Origin of the sequence: Enterobacter nematophilus, from assembly GCF_026344075.1 — a bacterium.
Taxonomy (GTDB): Bacteria; Pseudomonadota; Gammaproteobacteria; order Enterobacterales; family Enterobacteriaceae; genus Enterobacter; species Enterobacter nematophilus.
In genome coordinates this window covers 251,008-268,449 of record NZ_JAPKNE010000004.1, presented here as the reverse complement: position 1 = coordinate 268,449, position 17,442 = coordinate 251,008, and the positions used below count along the sequence as shown (strand labels likewise).

Sequence of the window (17,442 nt, the reverse complement as noted above, 5' to 3'; positions counted from 1 at the left end):
GGGTGAGGGCATCGGGCCGCACCCTACTACTTCAGCGTGCAATCCCCGCACTGCTTAACGTCCGGCAGGCGATAGCGCTGGCAGCAGGTGCGACGCACCAGAAGCCCGTCACGGAGCACAACGGTACGGAATAATGGGTTATCGCGGCCATCGGAAAGCTGTTTGGCAAAGAAGCAGGACTGGCGCAGGGCCTCCACTTTCTCATCGCCAAGCAGTGGCTTCATTTCCGTTAAATACCAGTGAATTAAATACCCGGTATTACTCCAGATAAGCTTCCCGTTGATCTCGCCCGTTGTTTCAAGTGCCTCTACCACTGGGATCAGGGCCTGGATGATAAGCTGTTCCAGACGTTCCTGAGCAGAGAACTGCTCTGCGCCGCGATCTTCGTGCAGATCAATCCAGAAACAGGCTGCTCGGCCGGTTTCGTGGAACTCGACGTGAAAATGATCTGGGGAGAGCGCCAGCATGCTCTTTTGGGTTAACACCGCCAGCATGAGCGGGGGAACCATCAGCCCGATATACCACTGTGCCCACAGGGAAAGCAGAGGTTTATTTTCCCGCGTTAGGGTCGGCTGATTGCGATAGATATGGTCGGAATAGGTTGCAAGCAGCGACTGCAGCGTAGAGGGCTGCTGCCACTCAGCGAGCGTCATGGCGTGGTGCGGGGGCGCTTCATCAAGCCTGATAAAGTCCAGCAGGTGGGCGCGCGTCTTAGCAATCTTATCCCGTATGGCATCCGCAAGCGACGCATTCCCGCTGGTGAGCGGCGCTCGCCAGAGGAGTGGTTCAACGATGTGTGCGGTATGCGTAGCCATAGTTGAGATAGAAATCTAAATGATAATGATTGCCAATCCTAACTATTGCTCATACCAATGGCAAGACTTTTGTCCTGATTAACCGACGACGCGCTTAAGCGGTTTGTAGCTCTTCACTCAGCAGAATGTTATTGCGACCTAAATGCTTTGCTTCATAGAGGGCTCTGTCCGCTCTCTCCAGCGCGCCTTCCACGTCCTCATTTTCAAAAATGGCAATACCGATGCTGATGGTGACATTGGTGGCGACGCTTTCGTTGAACAGATGGGGGATTTTCAAATCATAGACTTTCTGACGGATCCGCTCTGCCGTATGGCGGGCGTGTTCAAGTGAAATATTCGTCAGCAGCACCATGAACTCTTCCCCACCGAAACGCGCCACAATATCGCGCGAACGGACGGCATCACGAATTGCCGCAGAGACGCGTTTCAGAGCCTGGTCACCCATCATATGGCCGTAATGGTCGTTATAGGCTTTGAAGTGGTCGATATCCATCAAAAGGACAAAGTGTTCGCCGTTTTCTACCGCCGGCAGGTTTTCCAGACGGCTTTGCAGGCCGCGACGATTATAGAGCCCCGTTAGCGGGTCCATCATGCTGAGATCGGTCAACGTTTCCCGTTCTTCCAGCAGGCGAGAGAGCAGCTCCTGGGCGAAGCGATCGTTGCGCCGTTGCAAAATGTTATGAATGGCAATAGCCACCACAGGAAGTGCGAAAGAATAGGACATTCTTAGCCATATATCCTGGTCACTTAACCACAGGCAGACAATAAAGGCGGGGAGCGAGTGCAGCGTAAATGCTTTGATATTACTGGCGAAGGCCAGCGTTCCGATAAAAAGCACCGTGAGTAAAGCTATTATCAAATACATCGCCTGGTCATGGGTAATTAGCGAAAATTTCGAATCAATTTGCCAGGCCCACAAAATACCGAAGATTGCTGAAACGGCAGGAATATTTATCTTCCGCGCGCGCTTTTTCCAGTGCCAGACGAACAGGCCAGTACTGATCGCGAAAATAGCAATCAGAGGGGCAGAAAACACGCGTACAGAATAGAGCGGGTTTGTTACCGAGAACACGGCTGAAGTTGCGTTCAGAAATAAAAATAAACGTAACGATAATTGATATTTTCTTTGAACCAAAGACCGCCAGGATTGTGATGTCATAGTCGTGCGTTTTTATTAAAATTTAATTAAAACAGATGAATAGGTGTGGTTTCGCACTAAAATATGCAAAAAACTCAAAGCGTAATTATAAGAAAAACTTTATGTGTAGTTAACAGGTGAGCAATTTATCACCTTAGGAAATTTCTGTCATTCTACATAAGGGTAAAGGGCGATCTTTTTTGCTTCACTGCGCTGACAAATGATAATTTTTATCATATGATATTGTTTATCATTATCGTTATGAAAGGGCGATGTATGTTGAACAGGGCGCTGGGAAGTGCATGGGGAGTATTGCTGCCGGGCATAATCCTGGGCGGTTTGATGTTTGCCGATCTCTCCATCGAAAGCTGGAAGGCCATCATTGTGTCAGGGCTGCTGATGACGTCAGGCATGATCTGGCATAAGCACCTGCGCCACTATGTTTTACTGCCATCATGCGTCGCATTAGTCAGCGCAATTCTGGTGATAATGATGAGTTTGAAATAACAGGGAAAATAAGAGGCATTACAGAAGGGAAGCAAGATAATTGGTGCGAGGGGGGGGACTCGAACCCCCACATCCGTAAGGACACTAACACCTGAAGCTAGCGCGTCTACCAATTCCGCCACCTTCGCACAGTCATCTTACTAATTTTGATATCGCCTCGTTGGTGCGAGGGGGGGGACTCGAACCCCCACATCCGTAAGGACACTAACACCTGAAGCTAGCGCGTCTACCAATTCCGCCACCTTCGCCCAGTGCGAGCAATATCAACGTGATTTATGGTGCGAGGGGGGGGACTCGAACCCCCACATCCGTAAGGACACTAACACCTGAAGCTAGCGCGTCTACCAATTCCGCCACCTTCGCATACCATCGATACTGTAAAAGTATCGTAACCACGGAGGCGCATTCTAGATGTTTTCAGCTTTACGTCAACAGAAAAGTGCGCGCCTTTTATTGATTGCTGCAAAAATGGACGGAATTGAGACGCCTGCTTGCCGGATGGCGCTGGCGCTTATCCGGCCTGGATTGTATAGCGAATTATTTCTTTGCCTGACGCGTCATCACGGTGCGGTAGACCTTAAAGCGTCCCGTCTGGGCGATCACCTCGTGGAAGCCGAAGGTTTCGTCCAGCACTTTCGGGTACGACAGGAAGGCGTTCGCGACGATGCGCAGCTCGCCGCCGCTGTTGAGGTGGCGAGTCGCGCCACGGATCAGGGTTTGCGCAGCTTCGAGGCTGGTTTCCATCCCGTCGTGGAACGGCGGGTTGGAGATAATCATGTCAAAGCGGCCGGTGACGTCAGAGAAGACGTTGCTGGCAATCACCTCGCCTTCAATGCCGTTGGCCGCAAGCGTTGCGCGGCTGGCTTCTACCGCCGGGGCGCTCACGTCGCACAGGGTTAAACGCACTTTTGGTGAATGGCTGGCAAGCACCGTTGAAAGCACGCCCGCGCCGCAGCCCACGTCCAGCACTTTGCCTTTGGTGTGCGGCGTCAGGGTGGAGAGCAGCAGCTTGCTGCCCGTATCCAGCGCGTCACGGCTGAAGACGCCCGGCAGGGTTTTGATGGTCAGGCCGTCAAGCTGATATTCGTCCCAGTAAGCCTGAGCATCAAAGGTTGTCTGCTTTTCCAGACGGCCATGATACAGGCCGCAGCGACGCGCGCTGTCAACTTTGGTCAGCGGCGCGTAGGCTTCCAGCATCTGTTCGGCGCTACGGACACCGCTGCGGTTTTCACCGACCACGAAAATATCGCAGCCAACCGGCAGCAGGGAGAGCAGGTTCATCAGCTGGAACTGGGCTTCCGGCTTGTTCTTCGGCCAGTAGTAGATCAGGGTATCGCAGTCGGCAATATCGCTCTGCTCCGCCACCAGGCTGAAGCGCGCGCGCTCGCCCATCTGGCGGCTCAGCACCTGCCAGTGGTGGTAGTATTGGGTGTGGGCACGGCTTTCAGCACAGTCGAAACGCGCGGGCAGGTCATCCTGCATATCTCCGGCAAACAGAATACGGCTTTCTTCGAAATCATCACTGTGACGCAGCAAGACTTCACTTGCCGGGGTAAATGCAGACATGAATTGTTCCTCAATAAACTCAGGCGGGGATTATAGTAGGTAGATGGCGCAGTTTCGACACATTTGCTATATTTGCGCGCCTGAGAGACAGGAGTTATCCCTATGACATCCCGACGAGACTGGCAGTTGCAGCAGCTGGGCATTACCCAGTGGGCTTTGCGTCGCCCGACGGCGTTGCAGGGCGAAATCGCCATCTCCATCCCTGCCCACGTTCGGCTGGTGATGGTGGCGGAAGAACTGCCTGCCCTGAATGAACCCCTGATCGGTGATGTCCTTCGCAGCCTGAAGCTGACGCCCGACCAGGTCTTACAGCTGACGCCAGAGCGTGTCGCGATGCTTCCTCCTGATAGCCGTTGTAACAGCTGGCGCATCGGAGAGACAAACGACCTCTCTCTTCAGGGGAGTCAAATCAGCTCGCCAGCGCTGGACGAGCTGAAAGCCAATCCGAAGGCGCGCAGCACGCTATGGCAACAAATCTGCGAATATGAACACGATTTCTTCCCTCACGACGCCTGACCTGACCGCAGCGTTCGCGATTGAAACACGCGCCCACGCCTTTCCGTGGAGCGAAAAAACGTTTGCCAGCAATCAGGGCGAGCGCTATCTGAACTACCGTCTGGACGTTGACGGCACCATGGCCGCGTTTGCCATCACGCAGGTGGTTCTTGACGAGGCGACGCTGTTTAACATCGCCGTCGACCCGGCGTTTCAGCGCCGTGGGCTGGGCAGAGAACTGCTTGAGCATCTCATTCGTGAGCTCGAAACCCGTGACGTTTTCACCCTGTGGCTGGAGGTGCGCGCGTCGAATGTCGCCGCCATCGCGCTCTATGAAAGCTTAGGCTTTAACGAGGCGACAGTCCGCCGTAACTACTACCCCACCGCAGAGGGACGTGAAGACGCCATTATCATGGCTCTGCCGATTGGATAACGAATATAAGGTTGTAACGATGAAATGGGACTGGATTTTCTTTGATGCCGACGAAACGCTGTTTACGTTTGACTCGTTCGGCGGCCTACAGCGGATGTTTCTCGACTATAGCGTGACCTTCACCGCTGAAGATTTTCAGGACTATCAGGCGGTGAATAAGCCGCTGTGGGTGGATTACCAGAACGGTGCCATCACTGCGTTACAGCTTCAGCACCAGCGATTTGACGTCTGGGCGGAGCGCTTAAACGTGAGCCCAGGCTTGCTGAACGAGGCTTTTCTCAATGCGATGGCGGATATTTGCGCGCCGCTGCCGGGTGCGGTTTCTCTGTTGAATGCGTTGAAAGGGAAAGTGAAACTGGGAATCATCACTAACGGCTTCACCGCGCTACAGCAAATCCGCCTGGAGCGCACTGGCCTGCGCGATCATTTCGACGCGCTGGTGATCTCCGAAGAGGTTGGGGTGCCGAAACCGGATCCGCGAATCTTCGATTATGCGCTGGCGCAGGCCGGTAATCCCGACCGCGATCGCGTGCTGATGGTGGGTGATACCGCAGAGTCTGATATTCTTGGCGGTATGAAGTCTGGTTTGTCGACCGTCTGGCTGAATGCGCATGGCCGCGTGAAGCCTGAAGGCATCGAGCCAACCTGGACCGTCACGTCATTGACCGAACTGGAGCAACTCCTGTGTAAACAATGATTGCCTGCCCCCCGTTGATGGGTAAAATAGCCGCAATTTTGTATTCCATGATGCGTGGCGTGCTGCCGCGCTTATAAAAGAAGATTTAATTATGACGTTGTCTCCTTATCTGCAAGAGGTGGCCAAGCGCCGTACTTTTGCCATTATCTCGCACCCGGATGCCGGTAAAACGACCATCACCGAGAAGGTGTTGCTGTTCGGACAGGCGATCCAGACTGCGGGTACCGTGAAAGGCCGTGGCTCCAGCCAGCATGCAAAATCTGACTGGATGGAGATGGAAAAGCAGCGTGGTATTTCGATTACCACTTCCGTGATGCAGTTCCCGTATCACGACTGCCTGGTGAACCTGCTGGACACCCCGGGCCACGAAGATTTCTCCGAAGATACCTACCGTACCCTGACGGCGGTGGACTGCTGTCTGATGGTGATCGACGCCGCGAAAGGTGTAGAAGATCGTACCCGCAAGCTGATGGAAGTTACCCGCCTGCGCGATACGCCGATCCTCACCTTTATGAACAAACTCGACCGTGACATCCGTGACCCGATGGAGCTGATGGATGAAGTGGAAAACGAGCTGAAGATCGCCTGTGCGCCAATCACCTGGCCAATTGGCTGCGGTAAGCTGTTCAAAGGCGTTTACCACCTCTATAAAGACGAAACCTATCTGTACCAGACCGGTAAAGGCCACACCATTCAGGAAGTGCGCATTGTCAAAGGTCTGGACAACCCGGATCTGGACGCCGCAGTTGGCGAAGAGCTGGCCGCGCAGCTGCGCGACGAGCTGGAGCTGGTGAAGGGGGCGTCTCACGAGTTCGACAAAGAGCTGTTCCTGAGCGGCGAAATTACTCCGGTCTTCTTCGGTACCGCGCTGGGTAACTTCGGCGTAGACCACATGCTGGACGGTCTGGTGGAGTGGGCTCCGCAGCCGATGCCGCGCAAAACCGACACCCGCGAAGTGGAAGCAAAAGAAGAGAAGTTCACCGGCTTCGTCTTTAAAATTCAGGCCAACATGGACCCGAAACACCGCGACCGCGTGGCCTTCATGCGCGTGGTGTCCGGTAAGTATGAGAAGGGCATGAAGCTGCGCCAGGTGCGTATCGGCAAAGACGTGGTGATCTCCGACGCGCTGACCTTTATGGCGGGCGATCGCTCGCACGTTGAGGAAGCGTATCCGGGCGACATCATCGGCCTGCACAACCACGGTACGATCCAGATTGGCGATACCTTCACCCAGGGCGAGATGATGAAGTTCACGGGTATTCCGAACTTCGCACCGGAGCTGTTCCGTCGCATTCGCCTGCGCGATCCGCTTAAGCAGAAACAGCTGCTGAAAGGCCTGGTCCAGCTCTCCGAAGAGGGCGCCGTGCAGGTGTTCCGTCCAATCGCCAACAACGATCTGATCGTCGGCGCGGTGGGCGTGCTGCAGTTCGACGTGGTGGTTGCGCGCCTGAAGAGCGAGTACAACGTGGAAGCGATTTACGAATCGGTCAACGTGGCGACCGCGCGCTGGGTTGAGTGTTCTGACGTGAAGAAATTCGAAGAATTTAAGCGTAAGAACGAAATTCAGCTGGCGCTGGATGGCGGCGACAACCTGACCTATATCGCGCCAACGATGGTCAACCTGAACCTGACGCAGGAACGTTATCCAGACGTTCAGTTCCGCAAAACGCGCGAACACTAATCCCCTCTCAGAGCACGGCAATCGCCGTGCTCTTTTTTTATTCCTGTCTTATTAGTCCCTTGCGGAATGTTCTTAATTCACCGCAAATTCACGCTATTCGCGCGTTTTTTACTCAATTCTGAAAGCGGCATTGTGAGAGTGATCTATATTTAACTCAGTGTTTAGCACCGGGCGTGGATGAATTAACTGTTCAATGCATGTCGATTGGTTCTCCATTTCACCCGTGTGTTTATTCGCGATATATAAAACTACTAAGGAAGTATTTAGCCCGAATAACGGGTAAAACACAGGAATACATCGATGAATATGACAAGACTGAAGATTTCTAAAACTCTGCTGGCTGTAACACTGGGTAGCGTTCTGGTTAGCGGTTCCGCCCTGGCGGAAAGCAGCACCATGGATAAAGCACAGTCCACGGCCGATACCGCAGGGCAAAAAATCGATAGCTCTATGAATAAAGTCGGTAATTTCATGGACGACAGCTCTATCACAGCAAAAGTGAAAGCCGCACTGGTGGATGATGAAGCCATCAAGAGCACCGATATTTCCGTTAAGACCGACAAAAAGGTCGTTACCCTGAGTGGCTTCGTTGAAAGCCAGGCCCAGGCCGAACAGGCCGTGAAGGTGGCGAAGGGTGTCGAGGGTGTCGCATCCGTGAGCGATAAACTCCACGTTCGCGACGGTAAAAACGCGTCGGTGAAAGGTTATGCCGGTGATGCCGCTACTACCAGCGAAATCAAAGCTAAACTTTTAGCAGATGACATCGTGCCGTCTCGTAAGGTGAAAGTGGAAACCACCGATGGCGTGGTTCAGCTTTCCGGTACGGTTGATTCACAGGCGCAAAGTGAACGTGCCGAGTCAATTGCGAAAGCCATTGATGGTGTGAAAAGCGTTAAAAACGATCTGAAAACGAAGTAATTCTGGACCATTCGCCCGACAGGCTAAATCCTGCGGGCGAAATAAGAACGACTCTGGAAAAACGCCGGTGAGTGACCTGAGCGCTCACGTTTAGCGGCCGACATTAACTATGGTAAAGGAGAAGCTTATGTTTCGTTGGGGCATTATATTTCTGGTTATCGCGTTAATTGCCGCCGCATTGGGCTTTGGTGGACTGGCAGGTACAGCGGCATGGGCAGCTAAAATTGTCTTCGTCGTCGGTATTATTCTGTTCCTGGTCAGCCTGTTTACGGGTCGTAGACGTCCGTAGCAAACGCAATATTCCTTCAACAAAATAAAGCCAGTCACTGCGACTGGCTTTTTCTTATTTGCGTTACAGGTCGGGTGCGTTACTGTGGAGTGATAAAATAATCAAAACAGGAAAGCAGAGGTGGGGCAACGAATTCCCGTTACGCTCGGCAATATTGCGCCGCTGACGTTAAAACCGTTTCGCGCGGGTCAACTCGCACTGGTCTGCGAGGGGGGTGGGCAGCGCGGCATTTTCACCGCCGGCGTGCTGGATGAATTTATGCGCGCGCAGTTCAACCCGTTTGACCTCTACTTCGGCACGTCCGCCGGGGCGCAGAATCTCTCTGCCTACGTCTGTAACCAGCCCGGCTACGCGCGAAAAGTGATCATGCGCTACACCACGGCGAAAGAATTTTTTAACCCGGTGCGCTTCGTGCGCGGCGGCAACCTGATCGATCTCGACTGGCTGCTGGAGTCGACCTCCAGCCAGATGCCGCTGGCCATGGATACTGCCGCCCGCCTGTTTGATAGCGGCAAAGAATTCTGGATGTGCGCCAGCCGGGGCGATGACTATTCGCCGGGCTATTTCTCACCGCAGAAGGAGAACTGGCTGGACATCATCCGCGCCTCCAGCGCCATTCCCGGTTTTTATCGTACCGGCGCGCTGCTGGATGGCATCAGCTATCTGGACGGCGGCATCAGCGACGCGGTGCCGGTGCAGGAAGCCGCGCTTCGCGGGGCGAAAACCATCGTGGTGATCCGTACCGTTCCGTCGCAAATGTATTACACCCCCCAGTGGTTTAAGCGGATGGAGCGCTGGCTGGGCGACAGCAGCCTGCAGCCGCTGGTGAACATCGCGAAGCAGCATGAAACCACCTACGGCGCGATGCAGCGTTTCATTGAGAAACCGCCGGGTAAGCTGCGTATTTTCGAGATCTACCCGCCTAAGCCGCTGGTCAGCATGGCGCTGGGCAGCCGCGTCCCTGCGCTGCGCATGGATTACAAAACGGGTCGGCTGTGCGGGCGTTACTTCCTGGCGACGGTCGGCAAAATGCTGGCGGAGCAACCGCCTCTGTATCGGCATAAACGCATTATTACGCCACCTGCGATTGTCGCCAACGACGCCCTGACCATGCCGCTGGTGGATATCCCACAGGCGAATGACGCTTTACTGGATAACGAGGATCTGGCGTGACGCACCGCTTTGTTGATACCCATTGCCACTTTGATTTTCCGCCGTTTACGGGGGATGAAGCGCAAAGCATTGCGAAAGCTGCTGAAGCCGGCGTGCAGTCCATCATTGTGCCGTCGGTTGAGGCGGCCTATTTTTCCCGCGTGCTGGATCTTTCCACGCGATACCCCGCGCTTTATGCCGCGCTCGGCCTGCATCCGATTGTCATTGAGCGCCATCGTGATGAGCATCTTGAAGAGCTGGATCGGGCGCTGCAAAGTGCGGGAGAGAAACTTGTCGCCATCGGCGAGATCGGCCTCGATCTCTATCGCGAAGATCCGCAGTTTGAACGCCAGCAGACGATCCTCGACGCACAGCTTCGGCTGGCAAAGCGCCACGATCTGCCGGTGATCCTCCACTCCCGACGCACCCACGACAAACTGGCGATGCACCTGAAGCGCATCGACCTGCCGCGAAGAGGCGTAGTGCACGGTTTTTCCGGCAGCCTGCAGCAGGCGCAGCGTTTTATTGAGCTGGGCTATAAAATTGGCGTCGGTGGTACCATCACCTATCCACGCGCCAGTAAAACCCGTGACGTGATGGCGCAGCTGCCGCTGTCGGCGCTCCTGCTGGAAACCGATGCGCCGGATATGCCGCTGAATGGTTTTCAGGGGCAGCCGAATCGCCCGGAACAGGCGGTACGGGTGTTTGACGTACTGTGCGAACTGCGTCAGGAACCTGAAGAGGTCATTGCCGGCGCGCTGCTCGAAAATACCCGTTCGGTTTTTGGCATCACGCTATAGATAAAGCGCCGGACGAATCACCGTTATCTTCTGTTTTTCCAGCGCCCGCGCCAGCGGCTCAATATCCTCCGGCGTGGCGCTGCGCCATGACGCCGCCTCGCCGTAAACCCCGTGCGCATGAAACGCATTCCCCAGCCCGTGGATGAACGCGATCAACGGTTTGATATGTTCCAGATAATCACACTGTTCCGGGATGACCAACAGGCGGAGCTCCGTCAAACGGTGACGGTCTGCCAGCCAGCGAATGCTCTCCTTAATCTGCGGGTTATCGCGTCCGGTCAGAAAGCGGTGATGTTCATTCCCCCACGCTTTGAGATCCAGCATTGCGCCATCCAGCACCGGCAGCAGTTTTTGCCAGCCGGTTGCGCTTAGCAGACCGTTGCTGTCTACCAGGCAGGTGAGGTGACGCAAGGAGGGATCGGCTTTAATCGCGGTGAACAGGGCGATCAAAAACGGCAGCTGCGTGGTGGCCTCGCCGCCGCTCACGGTGATCCCTTCGATAAAGGGCGCGGATTTACGGACCTGAACGAGGATCTCGTCGACGCTCAGTCGGTGCGCCATGGGCGTGGCCTGCTGCTGGCACAGGCGCAGGCAGGTGTCGCACTGCCGGCAGTGACTCTCCTGCCACCAGACGCGCCCGGCCTGAATGGTCAGCGCGTCGTGCGGGCAGCGGGGGACGCAGTCCCCGCAGTCGTTGCAGCGCCCGATGGTCCACGGGTTGTGGCAGGTTTTGCAGCGCAGGTTGCAGCCCTGAAGAAACAGCGCCAGGCGGCTGCCCGGCCCGTCTACGCAGGAAAAAGGGATGACCTGACTAACTAAAGCGCATCTGCTGTTCATGGCTTATCACGCGCGGCTGACGTTCCAGAATACGGGTATTGCGCGCGGCCTCTTCCCCCAGCCACGTGGTGTTCGTTCTCGAACCCGCTTCCCGGTATTTCTCCAGATCCGACAAGCGAACCATATACCCGGTCACGCGCACCAGATCGTTACCTGCCACATTCGCGGTGAATTCACGCATACCGGCCCTGAACGCGCCCAGGCAAAGCTGAACCACCGCCTGCGGATTGCGTTTTACCGTCTCATCCAGCGTTAAAATATCGCTGATCCCGGAGTGATAGTGTTTATGGTGCGGCGCTACGGCCAGCAGATGACTGATGGGATCCGGCTCGTCGCCGTAGGGAAGGCGAGCGCCCGGCGTGGTGCCCGAATCGGAGCTGATGCCTGACTGGGCGTGCAGCATCGCGCGATGCTTCCAGCCGTGCTTCACCGGCGTATTTTCAACAAACGCCGCAAGCTGTTCGCTGATGCGATAGCCCAGCGCGTTGGCCTGCTCGTATTTACCGTAACGCCCCGCGATGCCTGCTTTCTCACACAGTATGTTCACCGCTTCGGCAAGACCGTACATGCCAAACATGGGCACAAACCGATCGGCATCAATCAGCCCCTCTTTCACCAGGAAGCTATTCTCAAAGAAGCCGGATTGCTCATACAGGAACTCACAGCGGGCATCGATGATGGCGATTTGCTGCTGGCAGTAGTGCGGAAGCGTGCGGGTAAAGAAATCGTCAATGGATGTGCTGTGTTCGGCGATTGCCTTGAGGTTAAGGCGCACCAGGGTGCTGCCACCGCCCGCCAGCGGCAGAGAGTTGTAACAGCTCACCACCCCAAAACGGCCTTTTGTGAAAATTTTATCATTCACCGGACCGTTTGAAATATGCGGCTTGCTGCATTCACAAATATTTTTTGCCACCTCAAGCAGCAGATCGTCCGGGGTGATCTCAGGATCGTAGATAAAGGTCAGATTGGGCGCAACCTGCTTCAGTTCGGCATCTGCACGCAGAATGGCACGGGTGACAGGGCCGTCGGCGGGCCCGATGTTGGCGTGCATAAACGCATCGGGCAGCGTTCTGTCGAGATAGCGCCAGAAACGTTTTATTCGGCTATCGATCTCTTCCTGTGTTAGAATTCTAACATACGGGTTCAGAATCGCGTCGAGCTGGCCGAGATAGACCGGCATTGATGTCACTGAAGGAACATGGTGGTAGAGAATGGTTAACAGCGAGAGGGCGTTATCAAGATCTTTCGCGCCTTCCAGCTCCAGCCATTCCGAACCGTTAGCCAGGAATTTTTCATAATCCGGCAGCACGTAGCGCGGTTTGTAGGGTGCATGGCCTTCGAACATGTCGCAGATAAACCCCTCGTCCAGCGCGGCGCGTGCCGACTCTGGCAGAGCGGGATAGGGCAGATTGTTTTCCGCCTCCAGCGCCAGAAAATGACGTTTTTGCTCCGGGGTTAACACCGGGCTTGTCACAATATGCTGGCAACGTTGTTGCAGGGCGTCGGGCATGTTCACTTCCTTGAATGTTCTGCGGATGATGAACGAATTGTAGAAAGCCAGCCTGCCGGCGCTTTTGATCCAACAAGGGGTATCGCTGCTTTAGCCAGCAATTTGCACGCTAAAGTTTGAAGAAGATCTCATTACAGTAATGCAAATTTGTACGCAGTTTTCATTAACTGTGATGAATGTCGAAGTGTGGATGCGGGTGAATGTTAGAATACTCACAGACCCGCAAGTTAAAATTGATACGGCACTGCCGTTGGAGAATGTTATGACCGATTTAACTGCAAGCAGCCTGCGCGCGTTGAAGCTGATGGACCTGACCACCCTGAACGATGACGACACCAATGAAAAAGTCATCGCCCTGTGCCATCAGGCGAAAACGCCAGTGGGCAACACCGCCGCTGTCTGCATCTACCCGCGCTTTATCCCGATTGCCCGCAAGACTCTGAAAGAGCAGGGCACCCCGGACGTGCGCATTGCAACCGTCACTAACTTCCCGCACGGCAACGACGATATCGAGATCGCGCTGGCTGAAACCCGCGCGGCCATTGCCTACGGTGCAGACGAAGTTGACGTGGTGTTCCCTTACCGCGCGCTGATCGCCGGCAACGAGCAGGTCGGTTTTGACCTGGTGAAAGCCTGTAAAGACGCGTGTGCGGCGGCAAACGTTTGGCTTAAAGTGATCATCGAAACCGGCGAGCTGAAAGAAGAGGCGCTGATTCGTAAGGCGTCTGAAATCTCCATCAAAGCCGGTGCGGATTTCATCAAAACCTCTACCGGTAAAGTGCCGGTCAATGCGACCCCGGAAAGCGCGCGCATCATGATGGAAGTTATCCGCGATATGGGCGTGTCCAAAACCGTTGGCTTCAAGCCTGCGGGCGGCGTGCGTACCGCGGAAGACGCGCAGCAGTTCCTGGCGATTGCCGACGAGCTGTTTGGCGCAGAGTGGGCGGACTCCCGCCACTACCGCTTCGGTGCGTCCAGCCTGCTGGCAAGCCTGCTGAAGGCGCTGGGTCACGGCGACGGTAAGAGCGCAAGCAGCTACTGATGGCCAGACAATGCCGGATGACGCTTCGCTTATTCGGCCTACAGGATCGCAGGGCGGGTAAGCGTAGCGCCACCCGCCACAACTCCCCCGATTCCGCATGGAGGTTACCGTGTTTCTTGCACAAGAAATTATTCGTAAAAAACGTGATGGTCATGCATTAAGCGACGAAGAAATTCGCTTCTTTATCAATGGTATTCGTGATAACACCATCTCTGAAGGGCAGATTGCGGCTCTGGCGATGACCATTTTCTTCCACGATATGTCGATGCCCGAGCGCGTGTCGCTGACCATGGCGATGCGAGATTCAGGAACCGTTCTGGACTGGAAAAGCCTCAACCTCAACGGCCCGATCGTTGACAAACACTCCACCGGCGGCGTGGGCGACGTGACCTCCCTGATGCTTGGCCCAATGGTGGCAGCCTGCGGCGGCTACATTCCAATGATCTCCGGGCGCGGACTGGGGCACACCGGCGGTACGCTCGACAAACTGGAAGCCATTCCGGGCTTCGATATCTTCCCGGATGACAACCGCTTCCGTGACATTATTAAAGACGTTGGCGTGGCGATTATCGGCCAGACCAGCTCTCTTGCGCCGGCCGACAAGCGTTTTTACGCGACGCGCGATATCACCGCAACCGTCGATTCTATCCCACTGATCACCGCCTCGATCCTCGCTAAAAAGCTGGCAGAAGGGCTGGACGCGCTGGTGATGGATGTGAAGGTAGGCAGCGGCGCGTTTATGCCGACCTATGAACTCTCTGCTCAGCTTGCCGAAGCGATCGTTGGCGTCTCCAACGGCGCGGGCGTGCGCACCACCGCGCTGCTGACCGACATGAACCAGGTGCTGGCCTCCAGCGCCGGTAACGCGGTCGAAGTCCGCGAAGCCGTTCAGTTCCTCACGGGCGAATACCGCAACCCGCGTCTGTTCGACGTCACCATGGCGCTGTGCGTGGAGATGCTCATCTCCGGCAAGCTGGCCAAAGACGATGCGGAAGCCCGAGCGAAGCTGCAGGCGGTGCTGGACAACGGCAAAGCGGCGGAGATCTTTGGCCGCATGGTAGCGGCTCAGAAAGGCCCGACCGATTTCGTCGAAAATTACGCGAAGTACCTGCCAACCGCGATGCTCAGCAAAGCGGTCTATGCGGATAGCGAAGGCTTTGTCTCCGCCATGGACACCCGCGCGCTCGGCATGGCTGTCGTGTCTATGGGCGGCGGTCGTCGTCAGGCATCGGACACCATTGATTACAGCGTCGGCTTTACCGATATGGCCCGTCTGGGCGACAGCGTGGACGGACAACGTCCGCTGGCGGTGATCCACGCCAAAGATGAAGCCAGCTGGCAGGACGCGGCGAAAGCGGTGAAAGCAGCCATTACGCTTGATGATAAAGCGCCGGAAAGCACTCCAACGGTCTATCGCCGTATCACCGAATAGCGGTATACTGATCTGATCGCATTTTTATGAAGCACTAAGTACGGAGAACAATTATGAAACGTGCATTTATTATGGTGCTGGACTCATTCGGCATCGGCGCAACCGAAGATGCAGAACGTTTTGGTGACGTGGGTTCCGATACCATGGGTCACATCGCGGAAGCCTGTGCCAAAGGCGAAGCGGACAACGGTCGTAAAGGCCCTCTGACTCTGCCAAACCTGACCCGCCTCGGTCTGGTGAAAGCGCATGAAGGTTCTACCGGTAAAATCGCAGCCGGTATGGACGGCAACGCGGAAGTGGTAGGCGCCTATGCCTGGGCGCACGAGCTCTCTTCCGGTAAAGATACGCCGTCTGGCCACTGGGAAATTGCCGGCGTGCCGGTGCTGTTCGACTGGGGTTACTTCTCCGATCACGAGAACAGCTTCCCGCAGGAGCTGCTTGATAAGCTGGTGAAGCGTGCCAATCTGCCGGGCTACCTCGGTAACTGCCACTCTTCCGGGACCGTGATTCTGGATCAGCTCGGCGAAGAGCACATGAAAACCGGCAAGCCGATTTTCTACACCTCCGCTGACTCCGTGTTCCAGATTGCGTGCCACGAAGAGACGTTTGGTCTGGATAAACTCTACGAGCTGTGCGAAATCGCCCGTGAAGAGCTGACCGAAGGCGGCTATAACATTGGCCGCGTGATCGCGCGTCCGTTTATCGGCGACAAAGCGGGTAACTTCCAGCGTACCGGTAACCGTCACGACCTGGCCGTTGAGCCACCGGCGCCAACCGTGCTGCAGAAGCTGGTCGACGAGAAGGGCGGCCACGTGGTTTCCGTGGGCAAAATCGCGGATATCTACGCCAACTGCGGCATCACTAAAAAAGTGAAAGCCACCGGTCTGGATGCGCTGTTCGATGCAACCATCAAAGAGATGAAAGAAGCGGGCGACAAGACCATCGTCTTCACCAATTTCGTGGACTTCGACTCCTCCTGGGGCCACCGTCGCGACGTTGCGGGTTACGCGGCCGGTCTGGAACTGTTCGACCGCCGTCTGCCTGAGCTGATGGAGCTGGTGGGTGAAGATGACATTCTGATCCTGACCGCCGACCACGGCTGTGACCCAACCTGGACCGGTACCGACCACACCCGTGAGCACATTCCGGTGCTGGTGTACGGCCCGAAAGTGAAGCCGGGCTCGCTGGGACACCGTGAAACCTTCGCGGACATCGGCCAGACCATTGCGAAATACTTTGGCACGTCTGACATGGAATATGGCAAGGCTATGTTCTAAACGGATTGGGTGCGGCCTGATGCCCTCACCTCGGCCCTCTCCCACGAGAAACACGGGTGCGGCCTGATGCCCTCACCCCAACCCTCTCCCACAGGGAGAGGGAGAATTTAAATGAAAAGGAACTGAAGATGGCAACTCCTCACATTAACGCAGAAATGGGTGATTTCGCTGACGTCGTATTGATGCCGGGCGACCCGCTGCGCGCGAAGCACATTGCAGAAACCTTCCTCGAAGACGTGCGTGAAGTGAACAACGTTCGCGGCATGCTGGGCTTCACCGGTACCTATAAAGGCCGCAAAATCTCCGTCATGGGCCACGGCATGGGTATCCCATCCTGCTCCATCTACACCAAAGAGCTGATCACCGACTTCGGCGTGAAGAAAATCATCCGCGTGGGCTCATGCGGCGCGGTGCGTATGGACGTTAAGCTGCGCGATATCGTTATCGGCATGGGTGCCTGCACCGATTCCAAAGTTAACCGTATGCGTTTCAAAGACCACGACTTCGCGGCAATTGCTGACTTCGGCATGGTGCGTGACGCGGTTGACGCGGCAAAAGCGCTGGGCGTTGAAGCGCGCGTGGGTAACATCTTCTCTGCCGATCTGTTCTATGCACCGGACGGCGGCGAGATGTTCGACGTGATGGAAAAATACGGCATTCTGGGCGTGGAAATGGAAGCGGCGGGTATCTACGGCGTCGCGGCTGAGTTTGGTGCGAAAGCGCTGACCATCTGCACCGTTTCTGACCACATCCGTACCCACGAGCAGACCACCGCTGCCGAGCGTCAGACCACCTTCAACGACATGATCAAAATCGCGCTGGAATCCGTTCTGCTGGGCGATAAAGAGTAATG

18 protein-coding genes and 3 tRNA genes are annotated in these 17,442 nt (G+C 55.6%); 13 read left to right on the top strand and 8 right to left on the bottom strand.

The genetic code is table 11. The features are described from left to right. Positions 1 to 26: 26 nt before the first annotated feature. Positions 27 to 815 carry a siderophore-iron reductase FhuF gene (fhuF, locus tag OSH03_RS13785; protein WP_266179325.1) on the bottom strand — a complete coding sequence of 263 codons (789 nt, stop codon included), beginning with the start codon at positions 813 to 815 and terminating at the stop codon, positions 27 to 29. A 94-nt stretch (positions 816 to 909) separates the two neighbouring features. Next, positions 910 to 1,974 carry a GGDEF domain-containing protein gene (locus tag OSH03_RS13780; protein ID WP_061099315.1) on the bottom strand — a complete coding sequence of 355 codons (1,065 nt, stop codon included), beginning with the start codon at positions 1,972 to 1,974 and terminating at the stop codon, positions 910 to 912. A 216-nt stretch (positions 1,975 to 2,190) separates the two neighbouring features. Here OSH03_RS13780 and OSH03_RS13775 point away from each other — a divergent pair, with 216 nt between their 5' ends. Then, entirely contained in the window at positions 2,191 to 2,460 is a 270-nt protein-coding gene (locus OSH03_RS13775; RefSeq protein ID WP_266179324.1) for a DUF1435 domain-containing protein, read from the top strand. 41 nt (positions 2,461 to 2,501) lie between these two features. Here the strand turns inward: OSH03_RS13775 and OSH03_RS13770 are convergent. The 4 genes from OSH03_RS13770 to rsmC all read right to left on the bottom strand — a co-directional run bounded on the left by OSH03_RS13770 (position 2,502) and on the right by rsmC (position 4,026). After that, a tRNA-Leu gene (locus OSH03_RS13770) sits at positions 2,502 to 2,588 on the bottom strand. Between the two features lie 33 nt (positions 2,589 to 2,621). Then, positions 2,622 to 2,708: transfer RNA gene (locus tag OSH03_RS13765), tRNA-Leu, on the bottom strand. A gap of 28 nt (positions 2,709 to 2,736) precedes the next feature. Further along, positions 2,737 to 2,823: transfer RNA gene (locus OSH03_RS13760), tRNA-Leu, on the bottom strand. A gap of 174 nt (positions 2,824 to 2,997) precedes the next feature. Beyond that, on the bottom strand, positions 2,998 to 4,026 hold the full coding sequence (rsmC, locus tag OSH03_RS13755; protein ID WP_266179323.1) for a 16S rRNA (guanine(1207)-N(2))-methyltransferase RsmC: 1,029 nt from the start codon (positions 4,024 to 4,026) through the stop codon (positions 2,998 to 3,000). A gap of 102 nt (positions 4,027 to 4,128) precedes the next feature. Between rsmC and OSH03_RS13750 the strand changes: the two genes are divergently transcribed. From OSH03_RS13750 to OSH03_RS13715, 8 genes are all read left to right on the top strand, one after another. Next, on the top strand, positions 4,129 to 4,542 hold the full coding sequence (locus OSH03_RS13750; protein WP_266179322.1) for a DNA polymerase III subunit psi: 414 nt from the start codon (positions 4,129 to 4,131) through the stop codon (positions 4,540 to 4,542). Continuing rightward, on the top strand, positions 4,511 to 4,954 hold the full coding sequence (rimI, locus tag OSH03_RS13745; RefSeq protein WP_061099312.1) for a ribosomal protein S18-alanine N-acetyltransferase: 444 nt from the start codon (positions 4,511 to 4,513) through the stop codon (positions 4,952 to 4,954). Before OSH03_RS13750 ends, rimI begins: the two co-directional genes overlap by 32 nt. 19 nt (positions 4,955 to 4,973) lie before the next feature. Continuing rightward, positions 4,974 to 5,651 carry a pyrimidine 5'-nucleotidase gene (gene yjjG, locus OSH03_RS13740; protein WP_061099311.1) on the top strand — a complete coding sequence of 226 codons (678 nt, stop codon included), beginning with the start codon at positions 4,974 to 4,976 and terminating at the stop codon, positions 5,649 to 5,651. 91 nt (positions 5,652 to 5,742) lie between these two features. Further along, positions 5,743 to 7,332 carry a peptide chain release factor 3 gene (gene prfC, locus OSH03_RS13735; RefSeq protein ID WP_028015433.1) on the top strand — a complete coding sequence of 530 codons (1,590 nt, stop codon included), beginning with the start codon at positions 5,743 to 5,745 and terminating at the stop codon, positions 7,330 to 7,332. Positions 7,333 to 7,632: 300 nt separating this feature from the next. Next, positions 7,633 to 8,250 (top strand): molecular chaperone OsmY, encoded by a 618-nt coding sequence (gene osmY, locus OSH03_RS13730; protein WP_028015434.1) that lies wholly within the window; start codon positions 7,633 to 7,635, stop codon positions 8,248 to 8,250. 127 nt (positions 8,251 to 8,377) lie between these two features. Next, on the top strand, positions 8,378 to 8,539 hold the full coding sequence (locus tag OSH03_RS13725; protein ID WP_003856556.1) for a DUF1328 domain-containing protein: 162 nt from the start codon (positions 8,378 to 8,380) through the stop codon (positions 8,537 to 8,539). Positions 8,540 to 8,659: 120 nt separating this feature from the next. Continuing rightward, positions 8,660 to 9,712 carry a patatin-like phospholipase family protein gene (locus tag OSH03_RS13720; protein WP_266179321.1) on the top strand — a complete coding sequence of 351 codons (1,053 nt, stop codon included), beginning with the start codon at positions 8,660 to 8,662 and terminating at the stop codon, positions 9,710 to 9,712. Then, on the top strand, positions 9,709 to 10,491 hold the full coding sequence (locus OSH03_RS13715) for a TatD family hydrolase (protein ID WP_266179320.1): 783 nt from the start codon (positions 9,709 to 9,711) through the stop codon (positions 10,489 to 10,491). The genes OSH03_RS13720 and OSH03_RS13715 overlap by 4 nt, the downstream gene beginning before the upstream one ends. Here the strand turns inward: OSH03_RS13715 and OSH03_RS13710 are convergent. Both OSH03_RS13710 and OSH03_RS13705 read right to left on the bottom strand, forming a co-directional pair. After that, complete coding sequence (locus tag OSH03_RS13710) at positions 10,486 to 11,328, bottom strand: YjjW family glycine radical enzyme activase (protein ID WP_266179319.1); 843 nt, start codon at positions 11,326 to 11,328, stop codon at positions 10,486 to 10,488. The genes OSH03_RS13715 and OSH03_RS13710 overlap by 6 nt on opposite strands. Further along, complete coding sequence (locus tag OSH03_RS13705; RefSeq protein WP_266179318.1) at positions 11,303 to 12,838, bottom strand: YjjI family glycine radical enzyme; 1,536 nt, start codon at positions 12,836 to 12,838, stop codon at positions 11,303 to 11,305. The genes OSH03_RS13710 and OSH03_RS13705 overlap by 26 nt, the downstream gene beginning before the upstream one ends. A gap of 262 nt (positions 12,839 to 13,100) precedes the next feature. On the opposite strand from OSH03_RS13705, the gene deoC reads away from it, so the two are divergent. From deoC to deoD, 4 genes are all read left to right on the top strand, one after another. After that, a complete protein-coding gene (deoC, locus tag OSH03_RS13700; protein ID WP_061099306.1) occupies positions 13,101 to 13,880 on the top strand; it encodes a deoxyribose-phosphate aldolase in 780 nt (259 codons plus the stop codon). 109 nt (positions 13,881 to 13,989) lie between these two features. After that, positions 13,990 to 15,312 (top strand): thymidine phosphorylase, encoded by a 1,323-nt coding sequence (gene deoA, locus OSH03_RS13695; RefSeq protein ID WP_061099305.1) that lies wholly within the window; start codon positions 13,990 to 13,992, stop codon positions 15,310 to 15,312. 53 nt (positions 15,313 to 15,365) lie between these two features. Further along, positions 15,366 to 16,589, top strand: coding sequence for a phosphopentomutase (gene deoB / locus OSH03_RS13690; RefSeq protein WP_028015441.1), 1,224 nt, complete (start codon positions 15,366 to 15,368; stop codon positions 16,587 to 16,589). Positions 16,590 to 16,717: 128 nt separating this feature from the next. Then, the gene (deoD, locus tag OSH03_RS13685) at positions 16,718 to 17,440 is read left to right on the top strand and encodes a purine-nucleoside phosphorylase (protein WP_010427122.1); all 723 of its coding nucleotides are present in this window, start codon (positions 16,718 to 16,720) and stop codon (positions 17,438 to 17,440) included. Positions 17,441 to 17,442: the final 2 nt, after the last annotated feature.

Bases quoted from the DNA above. Each gene is read 5' to 3' on its own strand.
- OSH03_RS13775 (WP_266179324.1), top strand. From the start codon at position 2,191: ATGATATTGTTTATCATTATCGTTATGAAAGGGCGATGTATGTTGAAC.
- OSH03_RS13705 (WP_266179318.1), bottom strand. From the start codon at position 12,838: ATGCCCGACGCCCTGCAACAACGTTGCCAGCATATTGTGACAAGCCCG.
- prfC (WP_028015433.1), top strand. From the start codon at position 5,743: ATGACGTTGTCTCCTTATCTGCAAGAGGTGGCCAAGCGCCGTACTTTT.
- deoC (WP_061099306.1), top strand. From the start codon at position 13,101: ATGACCGATTTAACTGCAAGCAGCCTGCGCGCGTTGAAGCTGATGGAC.
- rimI (WP_061099312.1), top strand. From the start codon at position 4,511: ATGAACACGATTTCTTCCCTCACGACGCCTGACCTGACCGCAGCGTTC.
- OSH03_RS13750 (WP_266179322.1), top strand. From the start codon at position 4,129: ATGACATCCCGACGAGACTGGCAGTTGCAGCAGCTGGGCATTACCCAG.
- osmY (WP_028015434.1), top strand. From the start codon at position 7,633: ATGAATATGACAAGACTGAAGATTTCTAAAACTCTGCTGGCTGTAACA.
- rsmC (WP_266179323.1), bottom strand. From the start codon at position 4,026: ATGTCTGCATTTACCCCGGCAAGTGAAGTCTTGCTGCGTCACAGTGAT.
- OSH03_RS13725 (WP_003856556.1), top strand. From the start codon at position 8,378: ATGTTTCGTTGGGGCATTATATTTCTGGTTATCGCGTTAATTGCCGCC.
- OSH03_RS13780 (WP_061099315.1), bottom strand. From the start codon at position 1,974: ATGACATCACAATCCTGGCGGTCTTTGGTTCAAAGAAAATATCAATTA.
- OSH03_RS13710 (WP_266179319.1), bottom strand. From the start codon at position 11,328: ATGAACAGCAGATGCGCTTTAGTTAGTCAGGTCATCCCTTTTTCCTGC.
- deoB (WP_028015441.1), top strand. From the start codon at position 15,366: ATGAAACGTGCATTTATTATGGTGCTGGACTCATTCGGCATCGGCGCA.
- deoD (WP_010427122.1), top strand. From the start codon at position 16,718: ATGGCAACTCCTCACATTAACGCAGAAATGGGTGATTTCGCTGACGTC.
- yjjG (WP_061099311.1), top strand. From the start codon at position 4,974: ATGAAATGGGACTGGATTTTCTTTGATGCCGACGAAACGCTGTTTACG.
- fhuF (WP_266179325.1), bottom strand. From the start codon at position 815: ATGGCTACGCATACCGCACACATCGTTGAACCACTCCTCTGGCGAGCG.